The organism is Brachybacterium epidermidis (assembly GCF_015209585.1).
GTDB lineage: Bacteria > Actinomycetota > Actinomycetes > Actinomycetales > Dermabacteraceae > Brachybacterium > Brachybacterium epidermidis.
On record NZ_JADEYR010000015.1, the window covers coordinates 1 to 23,359 of the forward strand.

A 23,359-nucleotide genomic window follows, 5' to 3' on the forward strand; every position below is an offset into this window, starting at 1 on the left:
GGTCCACCTCGCGCGGCAGCACCCCGGTGGCGATCACGACGTCGTGGAAGCCCAGCAGGTCCTGCGCCGAGGGGCGCACCCCGAGCCGGATCCCCACCCCCGCCGCCGCCAGGCGCGTGGGCCAGGAGCGCAGGGCCTGGGCGTAGTCCTCCTTGCCGGGGATGCGGGCCGCCATCCGCAGCTGGCCGCCCAGCTCGTCGGTGGCCTCGAACAGGGTGACCACGTGCCCGCGCTCCGCCGCCGCCAGAGCGGCTTCCAGACCCGCCGGGCCGGCGCCCACCACCGCGACCTTCCGCTGCCGGCGCTGCAGCACCGGGGTGAGCACCAGTTCCGTCTCCCGGCCGGCGCGCGGGTTCATCAGGCAGCTGGCCCGCTTGCCGTCGAACACCCTGTCCAGGCAAGCCTGATTGCAGGCGATGCACGGCACGACCTGGGAGGCCCTGCCCTCGGTCAGCTTCCGCGGCAGGTGCGGATCGGCCAGCAGCGGGCGCGCCATGGAGATCAGATCCGCCTGACCGGCGGCCAGCACCTGCTCGGCCACCGCCGGGTCGTGGATCCGGTTGGAGGCGATCACCGGCACATCCACGTTCATCCGCAGCCGCTCGGTGAGCGGTGCGAACGCGGCCCGCGGGACGGAGGTGACGATAGTGGGCACCCTCGACTCGTGCCAGCCGATGCCGGTGGACAGCACATCGACGCCGCGCTCGACCAGGCCGCGGGCCAGCACCATGGTCTCCACCCAGTCCTGCCCCTCCGGCACCAGGTCCAGCAGGGAGATGCGGTAGCTGAGCAGGGCGTCCGGCCCGATCGCCTCGCGCACGGCCTGGGCCACGGCCAGCGGGAAGGTCCGACGGGCCTCCGCACCGCGGCCCCACCGGTCGCGGCGACGGTTGGTGGCCGGGGCCAGGAACTGGTTCAGCAGGTACCCCTCCGATCCCATCAGCTCCACCCCGTCATAGCCCGCCTCCACGGCACGGGCCGCGGCGGAGGCGAAGTCCTCGACGGTGCGCTGCACGCCTCGCCGGGTGAGGCGGCGCGCGCGGAAGGGCGACAGGGGCGAGCGGCCGGCCTGCGCGGAGGCCGCCAGCGGATGGAAGGCGTAGCGGCCGGCGTGCAGCAGCTGCAGCAGGATGCGGCCATCGGCCTCGTGGACCTCGCGGGTGATCACCCGGTGCCGCTCTGCGGTGCGCGCGTCGACCTGAGCGCCCCGCGGGGTCAGGCGGCCGGTGCGATTGGGGGAGTAGCCACCGGTGACGATCAGCCCCGCGCCGCCACGGGCGCGTTCGGCCAGGTAGGCCGCGAGCTTCTCGGCATCGGCGGGGGAGTCCTCCAGGCCCACGTGCATCGAGCCCATCACGATGCGGTTGCGCACCTCGAACCGCCCCAGGTCCAGCGGGGACAGCAGGCGGGCATACCCGGGGCTCGCAGTGTGCATGTCGCGATTGTGCCAGGCGGGCGGGGAGAAATTGGCGTGCACACGGCGGGCCCGCCGTGGTCGACTTTCCCCATGCACATCACGATCCGCCCCCTGGACCTCTCCTCCGACGCGGAGCTGGAGCAGTACGGGGCCGTCAGCACGGCCTCCGACGACGCCAGCTACGGCGGCCACGAGGAGCGGACCCTTGACCAGATGCGCACCCTGTACCGCGACACCCCGTACTGGCGGCAGCAGCGGTACATCGCCCTGGTGGAGCAGATGGCCGGAGGCAGCAGCGTGGTGGGCACCGCCTCGCTCCTGTTCCCCCTGACGGAGAACCTCGAGACGGTGCACCTCGGCATCACCACCCATCCCGCCTTCCGCGGGCAGGGGATCGCCACGGCGATGCTGGAGCAGGCCCTGGCCCCGGCGATCCACGGCTCGGACCGCACGCTCGTCACCGCATGGGGAGAGATCCCTGCGCACGGCGAGGTCGACGATCCTGCGCTGCCCGTGAACCGTCTCGCGGCTCGCCTGGGCCTGAGCCGCAGGAATGTCTCCGTGTGCCGGCTGCTGCCACTGCCGATCGAGGACTCCCTGCTCGATGCGCTCGAGGAGGAGTCCCGGCAGAAGCGGGGCGGGTACCGCATCGAGCTGTGGGAGGACCAGGTGCCCCAGGAGCACCTGGGGGCCTACGGGCAGCTGCTGCGTCAGATGGCGCTCGATGAGCCCGACGAGGACGTCGAGGAAGAACCGGCCGAGTACACCCCCGAGCGGATCCGCCTCATGGAGCAGCGCCGACGCGAGAGCGGCGGGCGTGCCCTGACCGCCGTGGCCGTGGCACCGGACGGCTCCATCGTCGGCAACTCCGAGGTGCACGTCCAGACTGCGCCCGGCACCACCATCGCCTGGCAGGAGAACACCCTGGTCATGCCGGAGCACCGTGGCCATGGCCTGGGTCTCGCCCTCAAGGTGGCCACCCACCGCCTGCTGAGCAGTGAGCTGCCGGAGGTGCGGTCCCTGGTCACCTTCAACTCGCATGTGAACCCGTGGATGATCGGGATCAACGAGCGGCTGGGGTACCGGATCGCCTTCCGCGAGATCGCCCTCCAGGGCCGTCCTGACCTTTCCGACGGGCTGCTGGCGCGAGTGCCGCACGAGACTGCGATCGGCCCCACCTGAGCAGGTGCCTCCCGGTCGGGGCTCGGGGCCCGCACCTCGCCGAGGGCGCTGCTGGCCGCGCTCCTGTACATCATGCCGATGGTCGCGATCCGCACGGTCCGGTGCCACCATGGGCGCATGAGCGAGAACACCGCCTCCGCCGCATCCGATGACGCCCAGTCCCGGGCGGTGACCGCCTCCCGTGAGATCAACGCTCCTGCCGTGCGCATCTTCGAGCTGATCGCCGACCCGTCTCATCAGCCCCGCTGGGATGGCAACGACAACCTGCGTGAAGCCGCCGAGGGTCAGCGTGTCCACGCCGTCGGCGACGTGTTCGCGATGACCCTCACCAAGGGCAAGGTGCGCGAGAACCACGTGGTGGCCTTCGAGGAGGGCCGGGAGATCGCCTGGATGCCCGCCTCCCAGGGGGAGCAGCCGGCCGGTCACCGCTGGGGCTGGCGCCTCACCCCGCTCGCGGACGACGTGACCGTGGTGGAGCACATCTACGACTGGTCCCAGCTGACCGACGAGAGCCGCTTCGACAGGGCCCGCTCCACCACCGCCGAGATGCTGATGGCCTCGATCGACAGGCTCGCGGAGCTCGCCGAGAGCGGCGGCGCCGGGCACCTCGACCCCGACGGCGGCACCGGCACGGTGGCCTGAGCCTGCATGGTGGTGGCGCTTCCGTGACGTCCGGTGACCCGTTCCGGCCCGAGGACCCGGACCCGTTCCGGCCCGAGGACCCGGTCGATGCCGCGATCGCCCGCGGGGACTTCGACGACCTCGCGCTCGCCGGCAAGCCCCTGCGCCTGCCCTCGCGGCACGACCCGGACTGGTGGATCAAGCAGCGCATAGACGGGGAGGACGTGGACCGCGACGCGCTGCTGCCGGTGGTGATGCTGCTGCGCCGGGAGTACGAGCGGCGCGAGGAGACCTTGGCCGTGCTGTCCACCGAACAGGAGGTGCGCGAGTACGCCGAGGACTACACGCGGAGGGTCCGGGACGACCGCCTGCGCAGCCCCATGGCCCGCATGCTCGCCCCCGAGATGGATCCCGAGCAGGCGGTGGCCCGGTGGCGGGAACTGCGTGCCGAGGCAGATCGAGCGCAACCGCCCGTTGCGCAGGCCGGTGATCAGGTGCCACGGCAGCGTCGCCGCTGGTGGTATTTCGGGCGTCGTTCCCGCTGAGACGGCACGACTGGGCGTACGGGGTCCCGGCGCGCCGGCAGGATCCTTGGCCAGGATGTCGACACCGGAACAGCGGCCATCGGCTCAGGGCCTCTGCGTCGACACCTGCACGCCGCCCCGGCTGGCGCGCACCCACCACAGCTGGCCGGAGCCGGTGACGCTCACGGACCCGTCCGCGGCCTTCGCCAGGGCGGTGTCCTCGTCGATCGCGACCGCATCCCCGCACAGTCCCGCCTCGACGGCGCGGACGATCCGGCCCAGGGTGCCCGCCTGGGCGGCGTGCGCATCCACCGACCACGGCACCAGGCCCAGACCGGGTCGGAACGTGAGCTCGTCCAGGCCCTCGGACCACTCCTGCGGGCACACCTCGATGCCGCCCAGCCGGTACCCGCCCACCTGGGCGTTGGCGGAGGCGACGGCCGCCCCGGCGGAGAACCCGAGGTAGGGCACACCGCCGCTCACCCGCTCACGCAGCAGATCGGCATGCGGATGCAGGGAGTCCATGTACTGCGGGGTGGGGCCACCGGCGACCACGATCGCACCCGCGGTGCGGATCTCCTCGGCCACCGGGCCGCCGTCCAGGGGAACCACCCGCACGTCCGCCTCGAGGGGCTCGAGCAGCTCCAGATAGTCCCACGCGAACTGCGCAGCGATCTCGGCGGTGCCCGCATTGAGCATGGCGACGTGCCCCGTCATGCCCTGGCATGCCTCCAGGAAGGGGGAGATGGTGGTGGGCCGTGTGGACGTCGGGCCGCCGCCGGCCAGGACGATGCTCATGCAGGAAGGCTACGGCAGTGATTCCGGGCGCAGGCAGTACGCTTCGACAATCAGAGCGGCAGGTCCGCGCCCCCACACATCGGAGTTCCATGCTCGGCCCAGCGAGCCCTTCCCGCCCCGGTGCGCCGCGCACCACTATCTTCCTGACGATGCTGCTCGGAGCGGCCGGCATCATGCACGCCGTGCGCCCAGAGCCGTTCGACAGCATCGTCCCGCGGGCACTGCCCGGATCGCCTCGCGCCTACACCTATGCCTCCGGCCTGGCCGAGGTCGCCACGGCCGCTCTGATCGCGGTGCCCCGCACCCGGAGGCTGGGCGGCCTGGCCGCGGCGACGCTTTTCGTGGCGGTGTTTCCCGCCAATGTGCAGATGGCGATCGACTGGCGGAGAAAGCCGCCCAGGATGCGGGCGATCGCCCTTGGCAGGCTGCCGCTGCAGGGAGTGCTCATCGCGCAGGCGCTGCGCGTGGCCCGCCGCGGCTGACCCCGTTCCTCTCCGCAACACCTATGTGTACACAAAGCAATGGCAATCTCGCCGCTGTCGTGGCCGGGGTCGCGCGTCCGGTGAAGAAGCTGCCCCGCTCGGCGCGAGACCGTGTGCTCGGCCAGCAGGGCCATCACCCACGCAGCACGGGATCGCTGCTGCCCCGGATGCGGTCCATGACGATGAAACCACCGGTATCGATCCAGTAGCGCCGCTTCGGCACGTCCGCTCCCGCGTTGCGTACGTCCTCCAGCTCACCCCCGCATCGCTCGATCGTCCGGATCGAACCGAGGTTGTCGTCATCGCACGTCACCAGGGCGCGCTCCACCCCCGCCTGGGCCAGCCGGGCCAAGGACTGGCGCAGGATCTCGGTGGCATGCCCTCGGCGGCGGAACGGGGGAGCCACCGCGTAGCCGACGTGACCACCGACCTCGCGCAAGAAGTCGGTCAGCGCGTAGCGGACGGAGGTGCGGCCGACGATGACGCCGTCGACCTCGGCCACCAGGAAGTCAGCGCGCACCCGGCCGGGAGGAAGATCGACGCCTCGGGACTCGCGCGTGACCTGCTCGAGCACGGCGCCCCAGTCCTCACCCTCGGCGAGCAGGAACTCGAAGTTCTCCTCCAGCATCTGCGCGTGAATGCCACGCAGCGCAGTTTCGTCCTCGTGGCGGGGGGGGCGCAGTTCGAGCGTCATCCGCAGAATGCTAGTCGTGCTGCCGGAAGGCTTCGTGAATCGCCATGACGTCACGACGCGGGTTGTCACCTCACGGGTCGACGCCACCATACGAGTCGACGCCACCGTGCGAGTCGGCGCCACCGTGCGGGTCGACGCCACCGTGCGAGTCGACGCCACCGTGCGGGTCGGCTCCACCGTGCGGTTCGACGCCACCGTGCGAGCCGACGCGGCGACGTCGCCGCAGTTGGCGGAATCCACCCCGCATACCGCCAACTGTTCACCCCTCGAGCCTCAATAGCGGGGGACACCACAACTCAGGGGTCGCTGTGTCATGGCGGCTCAGCCCGCCGCGACCCGCCCCGCCACCACCGTGGCCAGCACGCGTGCCTCCCGCAGGCGCTGCGCGGCCTCGCGGGCCGCGGCATCGACCATCACCCCGTCGGCCCCGAGGGGCACGTCCTCGAACACGTCCTGCTCCAGCAGCACCACATCGGCCCTGCCGCCGACAACGAGCCCTCCCACCCCGTCAGTCGATGCTGCCAGCGCCTCGCGCGGCTGCAACTGCTGACGGGGCAGCCACCCCTCGCGCTCGTCGGCGCTGCGGTGCACGGCGGCGGCCATCGCCAGCCACGGGTCCAGCGGCGCCACCGGGGCGTCGGAGCCGAGCACCAGCTCCACCCCCGCATCCAGCAGATCCCGTAGGCGGTACGCCTGATCGGTGCGGTCGTGCCACAGCTCCTCGGTGGGATCGCGGTCATCGAGCAGATGGGCCGGTTGGACCGAAGCGGCCACCCCGAGGCGGGCCATCCGATCCACGTCCTGGTCGCTCAGCATCTGCGCGTGCTCCACTCGGGCCGGGACCCCGGCTCGCTCGATCGCCTCCAGCGCCACCCCGGCAGCCGCGTCGCCGATCGCGTGCACCGCGGCGCGCAGGCCCAGGCCCTTCGCGCGGCGCAGCGCGGCCACCAGCTCCTCCGGCTCCCAGGTGAGCACCCCGTGCCCGACCGGGCCGTGCCCCCCGGCGTAGGACGTGCGGGTGTAGGCGGTGTGGGAGCCGAGCGCGCCGTCCAGGATCCCCTTCAGCGGACCCATTTCCACCAGGCTCTTCCCTGCGGGGCCGGGCGCGTCCAGCACCACGCCCGTCGGACCCGGCACGAAGTCGAGGTCCTCGGTGTACACGCCGGTGCGCACCCGCAGTGAGCTGCCCAGCCGCTGCCAAGTCTCCCACACCCGGCCCCATTCCATGTCGACCAGGCCCACCACACCGCGTTCAAGGGCCTGACGCTGCAGCATCGCCATGCCCGTGGCGACCTGCGCCCCGACCCCGGGGAGGGCGGGCATGAGCGAGACCAGGTCGAACCACTCGTCCTCGCCCACCACCCCGTCCCGCGGGGGTGCACCGAGGGCCCGCAGCGCCGCTGAGTTCATCCAGGCGTGGTGGGCGTCTCCGCCGATCAGCACCGTGGGCACCTCACCGGTCACCTCATCCAGCATCGGTACTGTGGGCGGCACCAGCAGGTCCACCAGCCGGTGCCCGAACCCCACCAGTGCCTCTTCGCGGCGACGACCGGTCTCCTGCCGCCGGGCCAGCTCCTGCTGCACCAGGGACAGAATCGCTGACGCGCTCCCCGCGCCGGTGGTGTCCAGCCGCGAATGGGCCTGCGCCAGCTGACTGGAATGCACGTGCTGGTCCCACAGGCCCGGGATCGCGATCGCGCCGCCGCCGTCGAGCACCTCCTCGCCGGACCGACGGGCCAGGCGATCACCGATCTCGACGATCACGCCGCCGGTGATACGCACGTCGGTGACGTGCACATTCATCGGGGAGGTCGCGGCGGCGCCGGCCCCTGAGCCCACGGCGGCGCCGGCCCCCGAGCCCGCGGCGGCGCCGGCCGCCGGTTCGCGCACTCGCACCTGTCTGATCAGCACCGATCCAGGCTACCCAGCCCCGCACCATGACACCCGTCATGGTCACGACGTGACCGCGGTGCCTGGGACCGGACGCCCCGGGGCGGAAGGCTGGTCCCCATGAACAGCGCAACCCTCGCCCCCACCCCTGATTCCCTCAGCAGTAGCCGTGCCGCCGACCCCACGGCCGAGACCGCCGCGATCTCCCTGCGCGGCCTGCGCAAGAGCTACGGCCCGGTGCGCGCCCTGGACGGTGTGGACCTCACCGTGCAGCCCGGGGAGATCCTCGCACTGCTGGGCCCCAACGGCGCCGGGAAGTCCACCTGCATGGAGGTGATGGTGGGGCTGGCCACCCCGGATTCCGGCCGCGTGGCGATCCACGGCGCCGACCCCGTCACCGCCACCCGCTCCGGCGTGATCCGGGCAATGCTGCAGAGCGGTGCCCTGCTGCCGGACCAGACCGTGCGCTCCATGCTCACGATGCTGCACTCCCTGCAGGCCCGTCCTATGCCGCTCGCGCAGGCTGTCGAGCAGGCTGACATCGGCGAATTGATGGGCCGCCGCATCGGCCGCCTCTCCGGAGGGCAAGCCCAGCGGGTGCGCTTCGCGATCGCGCTGCTGGGCGACCCGGACGTGCTGCTGCTGGACGAGCCCACCGTCGGCATGGACGTCACGGCCCGCCGCGCCTTCTGGCACCGCATGCGCGAGGTCGCCGCCACCGGCCGCACCATCGTGTTCGCCACCCACCACCTCGAGGAGGCCGAGCGCGAAGCCGCCCGCGTGGTGGTCATGGACCGCGGCCGCATCGTCGCCGACGGCAGCGCCGAGACCATCTCCGCCCTGGTCGCCGGGCGCATCATCACCCTGCGCGGGGCCCACGCCGCAGCCGTCGCGGCACTGCCCGGTGTCGAGGCCGCGGCCCCCGACGAGGCCGACCCCACCCGGGTGCGGGCCGTGTGCGCCGACGCCGACGCGGCCCTGCGCGCCCTGTACGCCTCACCCCTCGCCGACCAGGTGCACGACGTGCTGGTCACCGCTCCCGGGCTCGAGGAGGCCTTCATGCACATCACTGGTCACAGCGACGAGACCGCCGCCTGAGAGCGGCGGCGCCCTTCCCACGCCCCCATTTCCCGAGGAGATCCACGATGACCACCGCCGACCTCACCGCCACCCCCGCCTCCGGCCCGGGGCGCGATACCCCTGCCACCGGCTCCGCGCGCCCCGCTCCCGAGGCACGCCACCAGCCCTCCGCCACCGCCCGCGCTCTGCGCTACACCGGGCACACCGCCCGCATGACCCTGACCAACGTGTTCTTCATGGCCTTCTCGATCGCGATGCCAGTGGGCATGTACCTCCTGTTCGGCACCATGTTCGGCGACCAGGCCGACGGCGCCGCCCGCGGCATCGTGATGGTCAACATGGCCGCCTACGGCGGGCTCGGCACCGCCATCACCGCTGGCACCCAGATCCAGGAGGACCAGCGCAACGGCTTCCTGCGCCAGCTGATCGTCTCCGGTCTGTCCCCGCGCTCCTTCCTGTTGGGCTCCGTGCTCGCCGCCAGCGTGGTGATCGTGCCCGCCCTGATGATCGTTGGGCTCGTCGGGCTGGCCACCGGGGTGCAGGCCGACGCCGGCTCGTTCATGGCCACCATGGGCGTGCTGTGGCTGGGCCTGCTGCCCACCATCCTCATCGGCATCGCGCTGGGAATGCTGCTGAAGGGAGGCGCGGCCTCCGCCGGGGGCGTGGTGGTCCTGATGGCCCTGGCGATCTTCGGCGGGCTGTGGATGCCGCTGGAGATGTTCCCCGAGTGGATGCAGAGCACCGGGCGCCTGCTGCCCAGCTACTGGATCGCCCAGCTGGGCGAGTGGACCCTCATCGGCGGGGACCTGCCCGTGACCGGACTGCTGGTGATCGGCACCTGGACCCTGGTGCTCGGTGTGCTGTGCGCGGTGAGCCTGTCCAAGGCCATCGGCCTCACCCGCCGCTGACCCGGCCCCCCGTGACACGGGGCGGACCCGCACGTGAGACGGCCCGGCCCCGACGCGACGACGCGACCGCGCACCGAGGAGCACTGACACAATGACCGCGATGGACACCACGGACGAGACCTCCGGGCCGCGCTGGGCGGGAATGGCGCAGGCCGCCGACCCCGCCATCGCTGAGGACGCTCCCGCCCGGTCCCTGCACCCGGCGGAGATCCATCGGGCCGCCGTCGAATCCGGGGCGGTGCCGTTCTCCCTGCCCCCGACGGTGTTCCTGCTCCTGCCGATCGTCTTCGCGTGGATCCAGGCGCCCGGCATCGGGGCCGCCGTCGCCACCGGGATGCTGCTGGTCTACGGCGTGCTTTTCGTGTACGCCTCCGGCATCGCCCTGTACCCGCAGCCGGTGAGGCTGGTGTGGTTCGCCCTGATGACCGCTCTGGTGCTGGCACTGATCCCCGTGATCGGCGAGAACGTGCTGTTCATGGTGATGTTCCAGGCCATGACCCACGTGATCCTGCTGCCCTGGCGCTGGGCAGTGCCCACGATGGTGGTGATGTGCGTGGCGGTCGCCGGCATCGCCGCGTGGCTCGGCGTGTACTTCGCGGTGATGCTGGCGGTGATGGGCCTGGCGATGTCCTGGGGCATCGGCCACGGCATCCAGCAGCAGGTGCTGCAGGAGAAGCTCGATGCCGCTGAGCGCCGCAACGCCGCCCTCGCGGTAGCCGCGGAGCGCGAGCGCATCGGCCGCGACCTCCACGACATCCTGGGCCACTCCCTGACCTCCGCGACCGTCTCCGCCCAGCTCGCGCAGCGCCTGCTGGACACCGATCCGGCGGCGGCCCATGAGCAGCTCGCCCACATCGAGTCCACCCTGCGCCAGTCGCTGGCCGATGTGCGCGCCACCGCCAGCGGCATGCAGACCGTGCGCGCCGCCACCGAGATCGCCTCCGCCCGCAGCGTGCTGGCCGCCGTCGGCATCGACGCCCAGGTGCCCAGCGCACTGCCCACCCTCGATGACCAACGTGCCGAACTGTTCGGCTACGTGGTTCGGGAGGCGGTCACCAACATCGTCCGCCACGCCCGCGCCGAGCACGCCCGCATCACCATCTCGGAGGACGAGGTCAGCATCAGCGACGACGGCGTGGGGATCCCCGAGGGCACCGGCCGCACCGGGCTGCGCGGGCTCGAGCAGCGCGTTGCCGACGCCGGGGGAGCGCTCGCCGTGGAGTCCTCCCCGGCGGGCACCACCGTCACGGCGACGATGGGCCCCGCCCTCGCTTCCCCGCGTCCCGGCTCGCCGAAGGAGACCCTGTGATCCGACTCGTCATCGCCGATGACCAGCACATCCTGCGCTCCGGACTGGTGGCTCTGCTGCGCCTGGAGTCCGACATCGAGGTCGTGGCCGAGACCGCGGACTGCGCCGGCACCATCCGCGCGGTCCACGAACACACCCCCGACGTGCTGCTGCTGGACGTGCAGATGCCCGCCGGTTCCCCGCCGGGCGCCCCACATCCCGACGGTGGCGCGCCCGACGGCGCGGTGCCCGAGGACGGCATCGAGGTGGCGCGGCACCTGCACCGGACGATGGAACAGCCCCCGCGCATCATCGTGCTGACCACGTTCGGCAGGGCCGGGTACCTGCGCCGCACCATGGAGGCCGGCGCCCAGGGCTTCATGGTCAAGGACACCCCCGTGGAGCGCCTGGTCGATGCGATCCGCAGGGTCCACCAGGGACTGCGCGTGGTCGATCCGGACCTGGCCGCCCAATCGCTGGCCGTCGGCCCCAGCCCGCTGACCGCCAAGGAGACGGAGATCCTGCGCGCCGCCGCCCAGGGGGACTCCACCGCCGTGATCGCCCGGTCCCTGTTCCTCAGCGAAGGGACGGTGCGCAACCACATCTCCTCCGCCATCGGGAAGCTGCAGGTCTCCACCCGCGCGGACGCCGTGAGGGTCGCCACCGACAACGGCTGGCTGTGAGACCGCCGCACCACCGGCCTCATAGGATTCCTCGGTGCACACGCTCGAATCGCTCCTGGGACTGCTGATCCAGATCAGCGTCCCGGCTTTCGCGATCGCGTCGATGCTCTCGATGGGCCTGCGCACCCCTCTGCGCTCCTTCCGCGCCCAGCTGCGCGACCGCCGCACCGTGCTGGCACTGCTGGGAGCCAACTTCGTGGTGATCCCCGCCGTCGGCACCCTGCTGATCTGGCTGCTCAACGGCCTGATGGCCCCGCACATCGCCGAGGGGTTCGTGATCGTCCTGTGCGCGGCCGGGGCGCCCTTCGTGCTGCAGCTGGGAGCGATGGCCCGCATCCCCTATTCCGAATCGGCAGGTCCCATGGCGGTGCTGCTGCTGGGCTCGATCGTGTTCATGCCGCTGGTGGTGCCTTTCCTGCTGCAGGACGTGCAGGTGGATGCGTGGGCGATCGCCCGACGGCTGCTGGGGACCATGCTGCTGCCGATGCTCGCCGGCATCGCCATCAGCGCCGTGCTCCCCACCCGGGCCGACGGCCTCGCCCGGACGGCGGGGGCTGTCGCGGCGGTCTCGGCGGTGCTGATGTTCGTGTCCGGTTTCGGCCGCAACACCTCCCTGCTGCTGGAGGTGCTGTTCTCCCCGGCGCTGCTGGTCGCAGCAGGGCTGGTGATCCTCGCCTTCGTGGCCGGCCGGGTCTCCGGAGAACTGGCCGGACCCACCCTCACCGTGCCGGACGGCCCCGCGATCCTCTCCAGCCAGCGCAACATCGCCGCTGCCCTGCTGGTGGCACGCTCAGCGGGGGAGGACAGCCACCAACTGGTGCTGGCGATCCTGCTGCTGAGCGCCGTGGGCTTCGTGATGCTGGTGCCGTATGCGCTGGCCACCGGGTACGCGCGCCGCAGGCGGGCGGGGGAGAGGACATCTGCGGGTGTGCTGCTGGGCATCGTCGGGCCGCGCTCGGACTGAGCACGCCCCCAGCCGCGATGGTCGCCGGATTGCAGGCAACCCCCGCTGCCTGACCGCGGAGCAGAACCGCCTGTTCAGCTCTTCCTGCGCGGCGGTGGCCCCAGGGTCGGACCGTCGACCGTATGTCCGCGGAACTTCTCGTGACGAATGGGGAGGGAGTCTCTGTGCTCCAACAGGTCGCCCATCACCGTCACCGCCCGATCTGCGACGGCTTCGATGGGGATGCGCACCGTGGCCAGTCCGATCATGGCCATGGCAGGGGAGATCCCGTCCATCCCGATCACGGAGACCTCACCGGGGACTCGCAATCCGGACTTGCGTGCAATGGTGAGGAAGTCGAGGGCCCTGTCGTCGGTCGGGAACGCGACAGCAGTGATCGTCCCCTCCCGCACCATGTCCGCGATCCGGTGCGAGTGCTCCGCGCCGATGCCGAATGTGGTGGCCTCCACCCGGTGCACAGCAGCGCCACGCTCCCGCAAACGCGAGACGATCGCCTCAGCCCTCACCGATTCCGGTACCGAGACGCTCGCGGCGGTGGCGAGGACCGCAATGTCGCGGTGCCCGTGCCGAAGGAGCAGATCGGCCGCCATGTGACCGTGCGCGACCTCGTCGTAGGAGACCCCGTACACACCGTCATGCGCCTCCGGTCGGCCCACGGACACCACCGGTACGACGGAGAGGAACGGCGCGAGATCCTCGGGGCCGATGACTCCGGTGGCGACGAAGAGGCCGTCCACCCGTAGCCCCAGGAGCCGCTGCAGGGCCTGCTTCTCCGCTGCGGATGCCTCCGTGCTGGAGGGAACCACTGTGATCAACTGCAGGTTCGCCCGATCGGAGAGCTGCTGGAGCTCCGAATGCAGCAGACCGTAGGCAGACTTGCGGGGATCCCGCAGCAGTAGCCCCACCAATCCCGATGACCGGGTGGCAAGCGACTGCGCCATGCGATTCGGGACATACCCGAGCTGCTTGATGGCCTGCAGGACCCTGTCCTCGGTGCTCTCGGCGACACGAGCTGTTCCTGCCAGGACCCGGGAGACGGTCGCACGGGAGACACCCGCCGTCCGTGCCACATCGTCCATCGTCGGGGTGAGGGTCGCCGACCTGAGGTTCTCGCTCACTCCGTCAGCCTATGCCGCGATAGTCCCGAAGCAGGGCCGGCCAGTCGGTCTGGACGATATCCGCGCCGAGGGCGATGAGTCTGCCCCACCCCTCATCGGGGTGCGACAGCACGGACGCCTCGTCGTCCCATCCGCAGAACAGCGGCACGCGATTGCTGAGGTTCAGCGCATTGAGGTAGACGGCGATGCCGCGCGCTCGCAGGGACTGGATGTACGCCGGATCGGCGAACGGGTCATCGGGGGTCTGAGCGAGCAGTTCCATGGCGACGGTATTGATCTCGCCGATCGCGAGCACCTGCTCAACCTCCTCAGGGGACTTCACGATCGGGAGGAACGGGAACGGTTCGGGATGGTCAGCCAGCAGCTCCAGCGCCTCCTGCTCGACGGGCGCCTTCAGTAGCAGCTGGTCGGTGACCCCGAAACCGGCGAGGTGGTCGAGCAGATCATCCCAGTACCACCAGGAGCGGTCCACGTTCAGGATCGTGCCTGGGAAGGCCTGCAGCACGTCATCCAGGCGTGCCAGCCCGTAGGGCGGATCGGACTCGGCCTGCCAGGAGTACTCCAGCTGCTCCATCTGCGCGGTTGAGAGCTCGCGGATGTCCCTGTCCAAACCGAAGTGCATCGCCTCGTAGCCGTTGTGGAACAGGAAGTAGTCGCCGTCGGTGGAGGCGATCACGTCGATCTCGACGATGTCGGCCCCTTGGGCAAGAGCCGCGGTGACCGCGGGCGCCGTGTTCTCCGCGATCGAGCCTGCCCCTGACCCCCGGTGAACGGCGATCAGCGGCGAATGCACGGCAAGGCGTGAGGCCAGCAGCGCGTTCGTGCCGGCATGGTCGGGATGCCCGAGAAGGCGGCCGCCCCACGGATCGGGGTGGATGTTCGTGGCGTTCAGCTGCGGGCTGCTGTTCATCGTGATTTCCCTCCAGGGGTGGGATCGGAAGTATCAGTACCGGCGGATGGCGCCGGCGCGGGCGGCAGCGCCGCGGGGGCACCGTCGGGTTTACCTGCGGCGACGTCGGCGATCCGCTGGGTGGTGGCCGTGGTGGCGGTTGCGTGGGCAGGCGTCGCACGTCGGGATCCGAGTCCACGCAGCCAGGTCCGACGACGTCGACGGGAAGTGGTGGAGCGCCCGTAGACCAGCCACATCGTCACGCCGGAGATCAGCATCAGCAGCACCGTGTACACGAAGGTCAGCGCGGTGGTGTCGTTGATGGTCTCGTTGGCGGTGGCGTTGCGGATGAAGATCCCCAGCGGCTGGAAGAACGGGTGGGCCAGGAACACCGCCGTGTCGTAGTTGTCCAGCAACGAGTTGAAGTTCAGTGCAGCGATGGCGGTGGCCGCCGGCAGCACCAGCGGGAGCAGGACCCTGCGGAACGTGTAGAACTGGCTGGCCCCGAGGATCGAGGCCGCCTCTTCCACGGACTCGGGGATCCCCATGAACGAAGCCTTCAGCATGCGCAGCGTGAAGGGGATCTTCTCGATGATGTAGCCGATCGCCAGGATCACGACGGTTCCGGTGAGCACCTGCCCGGCCACCAGCGCCTGAGGGGTGCTGAAGGTGATGATCAGGGCGAGCGCGATCATCGTGGCAGGAAGAACCCAGGGCAGGTGCAGCAGATACTCCAGCCAGCGAGTCACCGTGTTGGGGAAGCGCTGCAGGATGCGGGCCACGAACAGCATCGCTATGACCACCGTCCCGGAGGCGACGGCCGAGTACCCCATGGAGATGAGGAACGGTCGGAACGCGGTCGGAGCGGGGACGATCTTCGCGTAGTTCTCCAGGGTGAAGCTCTCCCAGGAGATCGTGCCCGAGGCGATGGCTGCCGCATCGGTGAACGAGAAGATCGTGATCGGGCCCGGCGGGATCGCATAGATCAGGAACAGCAGGTACGCCCCCACGTGCACGATCGCGTTGGCGACGGGGTTGCGGATCGTCTGCTTCGTCAGGGCCACCGGGCCCTTGGAGACGGAGAAGTAGGTCCCGCCGCGCTCGAGGCGGTTCAGCACCGCCAGCAGCACCATGGTGGCCAGCCCCAGGAACAGAGCGAGAGTCGCTGCCAGATCGCGGGAGGCCAGACTGTTGGAGAAGGTCAGGATCATCGGCGTGATGGGCTGGGAGTCGGGCCCGCCCAGGATCAGAGGAGCCGCCATTGCGCCCAGCCCACCGAGGAACGTGAGGATGGTGATGGAGAAGATGATCGGCCGCAGCACGGGCAGCACGATCCTCCACAGGATCCCCCACGTCGAGGCGCCCAGCTGCTTGGCCGCCTCGATGGTCTGGAAGTCGACCTTGCTCAGGGCATTGGTCATGAACAGCAGATGGTTGCCGGTACCGGCGAAGGTGGAGACCAGCGCGACGGCAAGGAATCCGGTGAACCACGCCGTGTCCATCCCGGGGAAGAAGCGGGAAAGGATGGTCGTCACGAACCCGCGGGGGCCGTAGATCAGGTTGTAGCCGGAGACCAGCACCACGCCCCCGTACAGCAGCGTGGTCGCGAAGCCGACGAACAGGATGCGCGATCCCTTGATGTCGAAGTAGCGGGTCACCAGCACGATGAAGGTGCCGACCACGTTCACCGACACCGACAGGACGACGGCGAGCAGGAAGGAGTTGCGGAGCGACTGCATCGCGCGGTCAGAGGAGAAGAGCTTGGGGAAGACATCGAAGCTCCAGGCCCCCTCGGGACGGAACACCTGCAGCAGCAGCCGGATGTTGGGCCACACCATGAAGGTCACCACGAACCAGGCGACGACCAGGAAGACCACGGCGAACAGGGGAGAGCGGAACATGGCTCCCATCGAGGTGCCTGAGCGTCTCATGCCGCTGCCTCCTCGACCGGCGGGGTGTAGGAGAGCACCTGCTGAGGGTCGATGACCAGACGCACGTCGTCCCCAGGGCTCCACAGGCCCGTGCCCAGCGCGTCATCCATGATGCGGATGACCTGCAGGAGACCGTCTCCGACCTCGATCTCGAAGGTCGAGGTGGCACCCTCGTACCGGCGGCGCCGCACCCGTCCCTGCAGGGGGACGCCGCGTGGCGTCGAGTGCGATGCTGAGCTCTCCGGGCGGATCTTCTCCACGCGAACGTAGTGCCGGCGGTCAGGGGCCAGGCCCGCTCCGCCGGCGTTGAGCATCTCCACCTGCCCCGGGGTGAGCCGGTTGACGTCCCCCAGGAACGTGCACACGAACTCGCTCGCCGAGGCGTCGTACAGCTCCGCCGGCGCGCCGAACTGCTCGATGCGCCCTTGGTTCATCACCGCGATCCGGTCGCTCATCGAGAGGGCCTCGTCCTGATCGTGCGTGACGTAGACGGTGGTGATGCCGAACTGTGACTGGAGATCCTTGAGCTGGACGCGCAACTGCTGCCGCAGCTTCGCGTCGAGGTTCGACAGAGGTTCGTCCAGCAGCAGGATGCTGGGCTTGAGGATCAGAGCGCGTGCGATGGCCACACGCTGCTGTTGACCGCCGGAGAGCTCGGAGATGTTCTTGTCCAGCTGCTCCGGGCTGAGGTTGACCTGCTCGGCGATCTCGTCGACCCGGCGCCGCAGCTCGGCTGCGGCTGTACGGCGGGTCGCGAGCCCGAACGCGATGTTGTCGCGCACGTTCATCGACGGGAACAGGGCGTAGTTCTGGAACACCATGCCGACCCCGCGCTTGTCGGGGGTGGCCCGGGTGACGTCCCGGCCGGCCACGATGATCCGCCCCCGGCTGGGGGTGACGAACCCCGCGAGAGTGCGCAGAGCGGTGGACTTACCGCAGCCCGACGGTCCCAGCAGGGTGAAGAACTCACCCTCATCGATGGTGAGGTCCAGTTGAGGCAGCGCCGTGAAGTCTCCGTAGGTGACGGTCACGTCGTCGAAGGTGATCATGGTCAGCCCAGGTATTCCAGCTCGATCTTCTCGACCCAGTCGGGAAGGTTCTCGGCGACGGTCGGCCAGTCGATCTCCTGAGCGGTGAACGCATCGGTCTGGTCCACCGCGTCCTGATCGGCCTGGGCCAGCGCATCCTGGTTGGTGGGAGCGGTGAAGAACTCGTTGGACCATGCCGCCTGCAGCTCGGCGCCGCCGAACCAGTCGATGAACTCCTGGGCGGCCTCGGCCCGCTTGGAGTCCTTGACCAGCGCGACATGCTGGGTGGCCATCGGCACCCCGTTCTCGGGCTTCACGGCCTCGGTGCTGATGCCGTGCTCCTCCTCACGCGAGGCCTTGCCTGCCAGCCACATCTGGCCCATGTCGACCTCGCCGGCGGCCATCCGCGCGTACAGGTCGGTGCCCTCGACCGCAGGGCTGCCGTTGGCGAAGTACTGCTCCACCGCAGCCCAGCCCTCATCGGAGACACCGAGGTCCCCGGAGGCATCCAGGTGGCGCGAGAGGATCCCCGACAGCACCATCTGCGTGGTCGCGCCGCCCAGGCTGCGCGGGGTCTCGTAGCGACCGTGGAAGGTCGAGTCCTCCCACAGTTCGGGCCAGTCGGCCGGGGCCTGCTCCGGGGTCGAGTAGGCGGCAGTGTTGTAGACCAGCATGATCGGCTCACGGACGATGGGCCAGAAGGTCTCCCCGTCGCCCATCTCGGCGTCGACAGAGCCGGACCAGGCGGGGGTGTACGGCTCGAGGACGTCAGCGGCCTTGATGTTCTCGAAGTAGACGTTGTTCAGACCGAAGACCACGTCGGCAATCGGATTGGCGGCCTCGGCGATCAGCCGGTTCTGGATGTCGCCGCCACCCAGGTCCACGAACTGCAGCTCGAAGCCCTCGGCCGCAGCCTGCTCGGCGAGCCATTCGCCGCGACCGTCGGAGACCGAGTTCGAGTAGACGACGAGGGATCCGGAGCCGGAAGAGCCGCCGTCGGAACCGCCGGAACCGGAGCCGGAGGATCCGCCGCACGCGGCGAGTGCAGAGGTGCTTCCCAGGATCCCGGTGGCGATGAGGGAGTGGCGAATGAAGGAACGACGATGCATGGAGTCCTCCTCAGGACGGAGCGTGCAGCACGCTTTCATAGTTGATTGACGTGAGAAGCTGGATGGAAGGGGAGTGGACAGCAAAGAGGCTGGTCAAGACGGGATCCGTAGTCGGGCTGCCGCAGATGCGGCACTGGATGATCGCGCTTTCATAAGGAGTGTGCAGGCGCTACGTTGCACCGCGGTGTACGGGGCTCGGAAGTTCGGTGAACAGGTGGCGAATCCGGGCCGCGGAACCCGCGGGGAGTGATCTGTGGTGCGCCGACGAAGGTGAGCAGTTCTGCACTCCGGGGTCCTGTCATTCCTCTCACCCCCACCTGACAGATACCCCTAGGGGGTATATCCTCGTGGTGTAGGCGACGCAGGACCGCCGCACTTCCAGGAGGCACACGTGGCGACCACATCGGACACGACCGAACCCCTCTCCGCACTCGAGGTGATCGACCTCGAGGTCGGAGGGATGACCTGTGCCAGCTGCGCGGCCCGCATCGAGAAGAAGCTCAACAAGCTCGAGGGCGTCGAGGCCTCCGTCAACTACGCCACCGAGAAGGCCAACGTGCGCGTGCCCGAGGGCATCAGCGCCGAGGACCTCATCGCCGTGGTCGAGAAGACCGGGTACACCGCGACCCTGCCCGCGCCGCCTCCCCGCACGACCGCCGGTCATGGTGCGGACCCGTCGGCCGATCCCGCCAACGCCACCGCCGGCCGCAGCGACGCGACCGGCGGCGCGACCGGGCACGATGCCGAGGACCCGGAGCTGCGCAGCCTGCGCCACCGCGTGATCGGTGCCGCGATCCTCTCGGTCCCCGTGATCGCGCTGGCGATGATCCCGGCGCTCCAGTTCGACTACTGGGGCTTCGCCTCCCTCACGCTCGCCGCTCCCGTGGTGGTGTGGGCCGGCTGGCCGTTCCACCGCGCCGCCTGGATCAATGCCCGCCACGGCGCGGCCACCATGGACACCCTGGTCTCGGTGGGCACCACCGCCGCGTTCCTGTGGTCGATCCTGGCGCTGTTCGTGGGCACCGCCGGTGATCGCGGCACCACCCACCACTTCAGCTTCGCCCTCGAGCGCACCGACGGGATGAGCAACATCTACCTCGAGGTCGCCGCCGGGGTGATCACCTTCGTGCTGCTGGGCCGCTACTTCGAGAAGCGCTCCAAGCGCCAGGCCGGCGCTGCCCTGCGCGCCCTGATGGAGATGGGCGCCAAGGAGGTTGCGGTGCTGCGCGACGGCGCCGAGCAGCTGATCCCCGTGGAGCAGCTCGCCGTGGGGGATGAGTTCGTGGTGCGCCCGGGCGAGAAGATCGCCACCGACGGCATAGTGGTGACCGGTTCCAGCGCCGTGGACATGTCCATGCTCACCGGCGAGTCCGTGCCCGTCGAGGTGGGGGAGGGCCACGAGGTCACCGGCGCCACCGTCAACGAGGGCGGGCGTCTGGTGGTGCGCGCCACCCGCGTGGGCTCGGACACCCAGCTGGCGCGCATGGCCAAGCTGGTCGAGGACGCCCAGTCCGGCAAGGCCGAGATCCAGCGCCTGGCCGACCGCGTCTCCGGCATCTTCGTGCCGATCGTGTTCGTGATCGCCATCGCGACCTTCATAGGCTGGCTGGTCTTCGGCGGCAGCGCCGTGATGGCCGGCACCGCCGCCGTGGCCGTGCTGATCATCGCCTGCCCCTGCGCCCTGGGCCTGGCGACCCCCACCGCCCTGCTGGTCGGTACCGGCCGCGGCGCCCAGATGGGCGTGCTGATCAAGGGCCCCGAGGTGCTGGAGAGCACCCGCCGCGTGGACACCATCGTGCTGGACAAGACCGGCACCGTCACCACCGGCACCATGACCCTGCAGGACGTCGTCCCCGCCGCCGGCACCGACCGCACCGCCCTGTTGCGTCACGCCGGCGCAGTGGAGGCCGCCAGCGAGCACCCCATCGCCCGCGCCATCGCCGCCGGTGCCGCCGGGGAACTGGGCCGTCTTCCGGAGGTCACCGACTTCCAGAACCTCGCGGGCTCCGGCGTGCGCGGCACCGTTGATGGCGTGCCAGTGCAGGTGGGTCGCAACATCCCGGGGGCCGACGAGCTCCCGGCCGATCTCGCCGCCGCCCTCGAGCAGGCCCGCGGCGATGGTCGCACCGCCGTGCTGGTGGCCTGGGACGGCCAGGTGCGCGGCCTGCTCACCGTGGCCGACGAGGTCAAGCCCACCAGCGCCCAGGCCGTCGCCCAGCTTCGCGAGCTGGGCCTCACCCCGGTGCTGCTCACGGGAGACCACGAGACCGTGGCCCGCCGCGTCGCCGCCGAGGTGGGCATCGACGAGGTGATTGCCGAGGTGATGCCCGAGGACAAGGTGGGCGTGATCGAGGGCCTGCAGGGCGACGGCAAGGTCGTCGCGATGGTGGGCGACGGTGTGAACGACGCCCCGGCCCTCGCGCAGGCCGACCTGGGGCTGGCCATGGGCACCGGCACCGATGTGGCCATCGAGGCCGCGGACATCACCCTGGTGCGCGGTGACCTGATGGCCGCCGTGGATGCAATCCGCCTCTCACGCCGCACCCTGCGCACCATCAAGGGCAACCTGTTCTGGGCCTTCGCCTACAACACGGCCGCCATCCCGGTGGCCGCCTTGGGCCTGCTGAACCCCATGCTGGCCGGTGCCGCGATGGCGTTCTCCAGCGTGTTCGTGGTCTCCAACAGCCTGCGCCTGCGCGGCTTCGGCAGCGTGGCGAGCGAGGGCTGACGCGCGGGCGGCCCGCCGGGCCGCTGCTCGAGCCTGCGGAGCCGGCGCGCCCCGCCCCGTGCATCCCGTCGGCAGCCCGGCCCCCGGGGGTGCGGGGCATCGGCCGGCGGGCAGTGCCGCACGGGTCACACGGGGCCCCGCGGCCCGATCCAGGGACGATGCCCGGGCATACCCTGGTGGGGTGTCCGCCCTCCTGCGCATCGCCCGCTTCACCCGTGAACTGACCCCGCTGTACCTCGCCATCATTCTGTGCTCCGTGCTGACGGCGGTGGCGGGGCTCGCGGTGCCGTTCCTGATCGGCAACGCCACCGATGCGATTGCCGCGGGGATCGGTGGGCAGACCACCACCGAGCAGGCGCTGCGCACCGCCCTGCTGATGGCCGGTGCGCTGCTGCTGGCGGAGCTGGCCTCCACCGTCATCTCCAACATCGGCGGCTGGTACGGCGACGTGATGAGCAACCGGATGCGCACCATGCTCTCGGTGCGCTACTACGACAAGCTGCTTCACCTGCCCCAGCGGTGGTTCGACAACGAGATCACCGGCACCGTGGTGGCCCGCCTGAACCGCCCGATCACCGAGATCACGGGCTTCGCGAAGATGTTCTCCAACTCCTTCGCCACCATGCTGATCACCACCGCCGCGGTGCTCGCCATCAGCGCCTGGTACGCGTGGCCGCTGGCCGCCCTGCTGCTGATCGTGTTCCCGGTGTACGTGTGGCTGACCGCGCTGACGTCGGTGAAGTGGCAGCGCCTGGAGGGCGAGAAGAACGAGCAGGTGGACATCGCCTCGGGTCGCTTCGCCGAGGTGATCGGCCAGATCCGCGTGGTGAAGTCCTTCGTGGCGGAGAGGGCCGAGCTGGACGACTTCACCCGTCGCTTCTGGTCAACCGACCGCATCACCCGTGAGCAGTCCCGTCACTGGCACGGCATGGACATGGCCCGCCGTGCGGTGCTGAACATCGTGTTCTTCGGGATCTACGCGATCATCTTCTGGCAGACCGCCGCCGGCGAGTTCTCCATCGGCACCATGGTGCTGCTGATCCAGCTGATGACCATGGCCCGCCAGCCGGTGCAGAACATGAGCTTCGTGATCGACACCGCCCAGCACGCGATCGCCGGCTCCAAGGACTACTTCCGGGTGATGGAGACCGAGGTCGACCCGCGCCTGCTGGCCACGGGTGAGGATCCTGCCGAGCATGCGATCGAGCCCGTGGCGGGGGCGCCCGCGATCTCCTTCCGCGACGTGCACTTCGCGTACGAGGACGGCCAGGACGTGCTGCACGCCATCGACTTCGCAGTCTCCCGCGGCGAGAAGGTGGCCCTGGTAGGGGAGTCCGGCGGCGGCAAGTCCACCATCGTCAACCTGCTGCTGGGCCTGTACGAGCCGCGCGAGGGCACCGTCGAGGTGGCCGGCCATGACGTGGCCGAGCTGCCCCTGGACGTGCTGCGCTCCCGCATCGGCGTGGTGCTCCAGGACGCCTCCCTTTTCTCCGGCACCATCCGCGAGAACATCGCCTATGGCCGCCCCGGCGCCACCGACGAGGAGATCCGCGACGCCGCCCGCCGCGCCAACGCCGACACCTTCATCGAGCGCTTCGCAGACGGCTACGACCAGATCATCGGCGAGCGCGGACTGCGCCTCTCGGGCGGTCAGCGCCAGCGCATCGCGGTGGCCCGGGCGATCCTCAAGGACGCCCCGATCCTGGTGCTCGACGAGGCCACCAGCGCCCTGGACACCAAGGCCGAACGGCAGGTGCAGGCGGGGCTGGACGAGCTGATGCGGGGCCGCAGCTCTTTGATCATCGCCCACCGCCTGTCCACCATCGCGGGCGTGGACCGCATCATCACCCTGGACGACGGGCGCATCGACGAGATCGGCTCCCCGGCCGAGCTGGCGCAGTCCGGTGGCATCTACGCCCAGCTGCTGCAGCTGCAGAGCGCCGGCAACACCAAGCAGCTGGCCAGGTTCGACATCACCGGTTGATGGGCCTGTGCCACCCGAAACCCCGAGGGAGCTTCCGCTGC

At 70.3% G+C, this 23,359-nt stretch carries 20 protein-coding genes; 11 read left to right on the forward strand and 9 right to left on the reverse strand.

Annotation, left to right across the window (positions count from 1 at the left end; all coding sequences use genetic code 11):
• Positions 1-1,435, reverse strand: a 1,435-nt coding sequence (locus IOE58_RS11765) for a 2,4-dienoyl-CoA reductase FMN-binding domain-containing protein (RefSeq protein WP_193866572.1), incomplete at its 3' end; no start/stop codon positions are given.
• A 72-nt stretch (positions 1,436-1,507) separates the two neighbouring features.
• Here IOE58_RS11765 and IOE58_RS11770 point away from each other — a divergent pair.
• The 3 genes from IOE58_RS11770 (at position 1,508) to IOE58_RS11780 (ending at position 3,765) form a co-directional block, all read left to right on the forward strand.
• Positions 1,508-2,599: a GNAT family N-acetyltransferase gene (locus tag IOE58_RS11770; protein ID WP_193866573.1), complete on the forward strand. Its 1,092-nt coding sequence runs from the start codon at positions 1,508-1,510 to the stop codon at positions 2,597-2,599.
• Between the two features lie 117 nt (positions 2,600-2,716).
• A complete protein-coding gene (locus IOE58_RS11775; RefSeq protein WP_193866574.1) occupies positions 2,717-3,241 on the forward strand; it encodes an SRPBCC family protein in 525 nt (174 codons plus the stop codon).
• Positions 3,242-3,264: 23 nt separating this feature from the next.
• Positions 3,265-3,765: a DnaJ family domain-containing protein gene (locus IOE58_RS11780; protein ID WP_193866575.1), complete on the forward strand. Its 501-nt coding sequence runs from the start codon at positions 3,265-3,267 to the stop codon at positions 3,763-3,765.
• 84 nt (positions 3,766-3,849) lie between these two features.
• Here the strand turns inward: IOE58_RS11780 and IOE58_RS11785 are convergent, their stop codons facing one another.
• Positions 3,850-4,542 carry a Type 1 glutamine amidotransferase-like domain-containing protein gene (locus tag IOE58_RS11785; protein ID WP_193866576.1) on the reverse strand — a complete coding sequence of 231 codons (693 nt, stop codon included), beginning with the start codon at positions 4,540-4,542 and terminating at the stop codon, positions 3,850-3,852.
• Between the two features lie 149 nt (positions 4,543-4,691).
• Between IOE58_RS11785 and IOE58_RS11790 the strand changes: the two genes are divergently transcribed.
• Positions 4,692-5,024 (forward strand): DoxX family protein, encoded by a 333-nt coding sequence (locus tag IOE58_RS11790; protein ID WP_193866577.1) that lies wholly within the window; start codon positions 4,692-4,694, stop codon positions 5,022-5,024.
• A 133-nt stretch (positions 5,025-5,157) separates the two neighbouring features.
• Here the strand turns inward: IOE58_RS11790 and IOE58_RS11795 are convergent, their stop codons facing one another.
• Positions 5,158-5,958: a GNAT family N-acetyltransferase gene (locus IOE58_RS11795; RefSeq protein WP_348981969.1), complete on the reverse strand. Its 801-nt coding sequence runs from the start codon at positions 5,956-5,958 to the stop codon at positions 5,158-5,160.
• Between the two features lie 81 nt (positions 5,959-6,039).
• Positions 6,040-7,629: an amidohydrolase gene (locus IOE58_RS11805; RefSeq protein WP_348981970.1), complete on the reverse strand. Its 1,590-nt coding sequence runs from the start codon at positions 7,627-7,629 to the stop codon at positions 6,040-6,042.
• 99 nt (positions 7,630-7,728) lie between these two features.
• Between IOE58_RS11805 and IOE58_RS11810 the strand changes: the two genes are divergently transcribed.
• From IOE58_RS11810 to IOE58_RS11830, 5 genes are all read left to right on the forward strand, one after another.
• On the forward strand, positions 7,729-8,706 hold the full coding sequence (locus IOE58_RS11810; RefSeq protein WP_193866580.1) for an ABC transporter ATP-binding protein: 978 nt from the start codon (positions 7,729-7,731) through the stop codon (positions 8,704-8,706).
• A 47-nt stretch (positions 8,707-8,753) separates the two neighbouring features.
• Positions 8,754-9,596 carry an ABC transporter permease gene (locus IOE58_RS11815; RefSeq protein ID WP_193866581.1) on the forward strand — a complete coding sequence of 281 codons (843 nt, stop codon included), beginning with the start codon at positions 8,754-8,756 and terminating at the stop codon, positions 9,594-9,596.
• A gap of 100 nt (positions 9,597-9,696) precedes the next feature.
• Positions 9,697-10,905, forward strand: coding sequence for a sensor histidine kinase (locus IOE58_RS11820; RefSeq protein WP_228019934.1), 1,209 nt, complete (start codon positions 9,697-9,699; stop codon positions 10,903-10,905).
• Positions 10,902-11,567, forward strand: a complete 666-nt coding sequence (locus IOE58_RS11825; RefSeq protein ID WP_193866583.1) for a response regulator — start codon at positions 10,902-10,904, stop codon at positions 11,565-11,567. Before IOE58_RS11820 ends, IOE58_RS11825 begins: the two co-directional genes overlap by 4 nt.
• Before the next feature lie 34 nt (positions 11,568-11,601).
• The gene (locus tag IOE58_RS11830) at positions 11,602-12,531 is read left to right on the forward strand and encodes a Na+-dependent transporter (protein WP_193866584.1); all 930 of its coding nucleotides are present in this window, start codon (positions 11,602-11,604) and stop codon (positions 12,529-12,531) included.
• Positions 12,532-12,605: 74 nt separating this feature from the next.
• On the opposite strand, the gene IOE58_RS11835 is transcribed toward IOE58_RS11830, so the two are convergent.
• From IOE58_RS11835 to IOE58_RS11855, 5 genes are read right to left on the reverse strand one after another with little or no spacing between them, the layout of a single operon-like run.
• Positions 12,606-13,649, reverse strand: coding sequence for a LacI family DNA-binding transcriptional regulator (locus IOE58_RS11835; RefSeq protein WP_193866585.1), 1,044 nt, complete (start codon positions 13,647-13,649; stop codon positions 12,606-12,608).
• A 4-nt stretch (positions 13,650-13,653) separates the two neighbouring features.
• Positions 13,654-14,559, reverse strand: a complete 906-nt coding sequence (locus IOE58_RS11840; protein ID WP_193866586.1) for a glycerophosphodiester phosphodiesterase family protein — start codon at positions 14,557-14,559, stop codon at positions 13,654-13,656.
• Positions 14,556-16,469, reverse strand: coding sequence for an ABC transporter permease (locus IOE58_RS11845; protein ID WP_193866587.1), 1,914 nt, complete (start codon positions 16,467-16,469; stop codon positions 14,556-14,558). The genes IOE58_RS11840 and IOE58_RS11845 overlap by 4 nt, the downstream gene beginning before the upstream one ends.
• Positions 16,466-17,518: an ABC transporter ATP-binding protein gene (locus tag IOE58_RS11850; RefSeq protein ID WP_193866588.1), complete on the reverse strand. Its 1,053-nt coding sequence runs from the start codon at positions 17,516-17,518 to the stop codon at positions 16,466-16,468. Before IOE58_RS11850 ends, IOE58_RS11845 begins: the two co-directional genes overlap by 4 nt.
• A 2-nt stretch (positions 17,519-17,520) precedes the next feature.
• Entirely contained in the window at positions 17,521-18,606 is a 1,086-nt protein-coding gene (locus IOE58_RS11855; protein WP_193866589.1) for an extracellular solute-binding protein, read from the reverse strand.
• A 391-nt stretch (positions 18,607-18,997) separates the two neighbouring features.
• Between IOE58_RS11855 and IOE58_RS11860 the strand changes: the two genes are divergently transcribed.
• Together IOE58_RS11860 and IOE58_RS11865 are read left to right on the forward strand one after the other, a co-directional pair.
• The gene (locus IOE58_RS11860) at positions 18,998-21,334 is read left to right on the forward strand and encodes a heavy metal translocating P-type ATPase (RefSeq protein ID WP_193866590.1); all 2,337 of its coding nucleotides are present in this window, start codon (positions 18,998-19,000) and stop codon (positions 21,332-21,334) included.
• Between the two features lie 181 nt (positions 21,335-21,515).
• Positions 21,516-23,318 carry an ABC transporter transmembrane domain-containing protein gene (locus tag IOE58_RS11865; protein WP_193866591.1) on the forward strand — a complete coding sequence of 601 codons (1,803 nt, stop codon included), beginning with the start codon at positions 21,516-21,518 and terminating at the stop codon, positions 23,316-23,318.
• The last annotated feature ends 41 nt before the right edge of the window (positions 23,319-23,359 follow it).

Excerpts from the sequence above, each read along its gene's own strand:
- IOE58_RS11770 (WP_193866573.1), top strand. The coding sequence starts at position 1,508 with ATGCACATCACGATCCGCCCCCTGGACCTCTCCTCCGACGCGGAGCTG.
- IOE58_RS11775 (WP_193866574.1), top strand. The coding sequence starts at position 2,717 with ATGAGCGAGAACACCGCCTCCGCCGCATCCGATGACGCCCAGTCCCGG.
- IOE58_RS11785 (WP_193866576.1), bottom strand. The coding sequence starts at position 4,542 with ATGAGCATCGTCCTGGCCGGCGGCGGCCCGACGTCCACACGGCCCACC.
- IOE58_RS11790 (WP_193866577.1), top strand. The coding sequence starts at position 4,692 with ATGCTGCTCGGAGCGGCCGGCATCATGCACGCCGTGCGCCCAGAGCCG.
- IOE58_RS11810 (WP_193866580.1), top strand. The coding sequence starts at position 7,729 with ATGAACAGCGCAACCCTCGCCCCCACCCCTGATTCCCTCAGCAGTAGC.
- IOE58_RS11815 (WP_193866581.1), top strand. The coding sequence starts at position 8,754 with ATGACCACCGCCGACCTCACCGCCACCCCCGCCTCCGGCCCGGGGCGC.
- IOE58_RS11820 (WP_228019934.1), top strand. The coding sequence starts at position 9,697 with ATGGACACCACGGACGAGACCTCCGGGCCGCGCTGGGCGGGAATGGCG.
- IOE58_RS11840 (WP_193866586.1), bottom strand. The coding sequence starts at position 14,559 with ATGAACAGCAGCCCGCAGCTGAACGCCACGAACATCCACCCCGATCCG.
- IOE58_RS11845 (WP_193866587.1), bottom strand. The coding sequence starts at position 16,469 with ATGAGACGCTCAGGCACCTCGATGGGAGCCATGTTCCGCTCTCCCCTG.
- IOE58_RS11850 (WP_193866588.1), bottom strand. The coding sequence starts at position 17,518 with ATGATCACCTTCGACGACGTGACCGTCACCTACGGAGACTTCACGGCG.
- IOE58_RS11855 (WP_193866589.1), bottom strand. The coding sequence starts at position 18,606 with ATGCATCGTCGTTCCTTCATTCGCCACTCCCTCATCGCCACCGGGATC.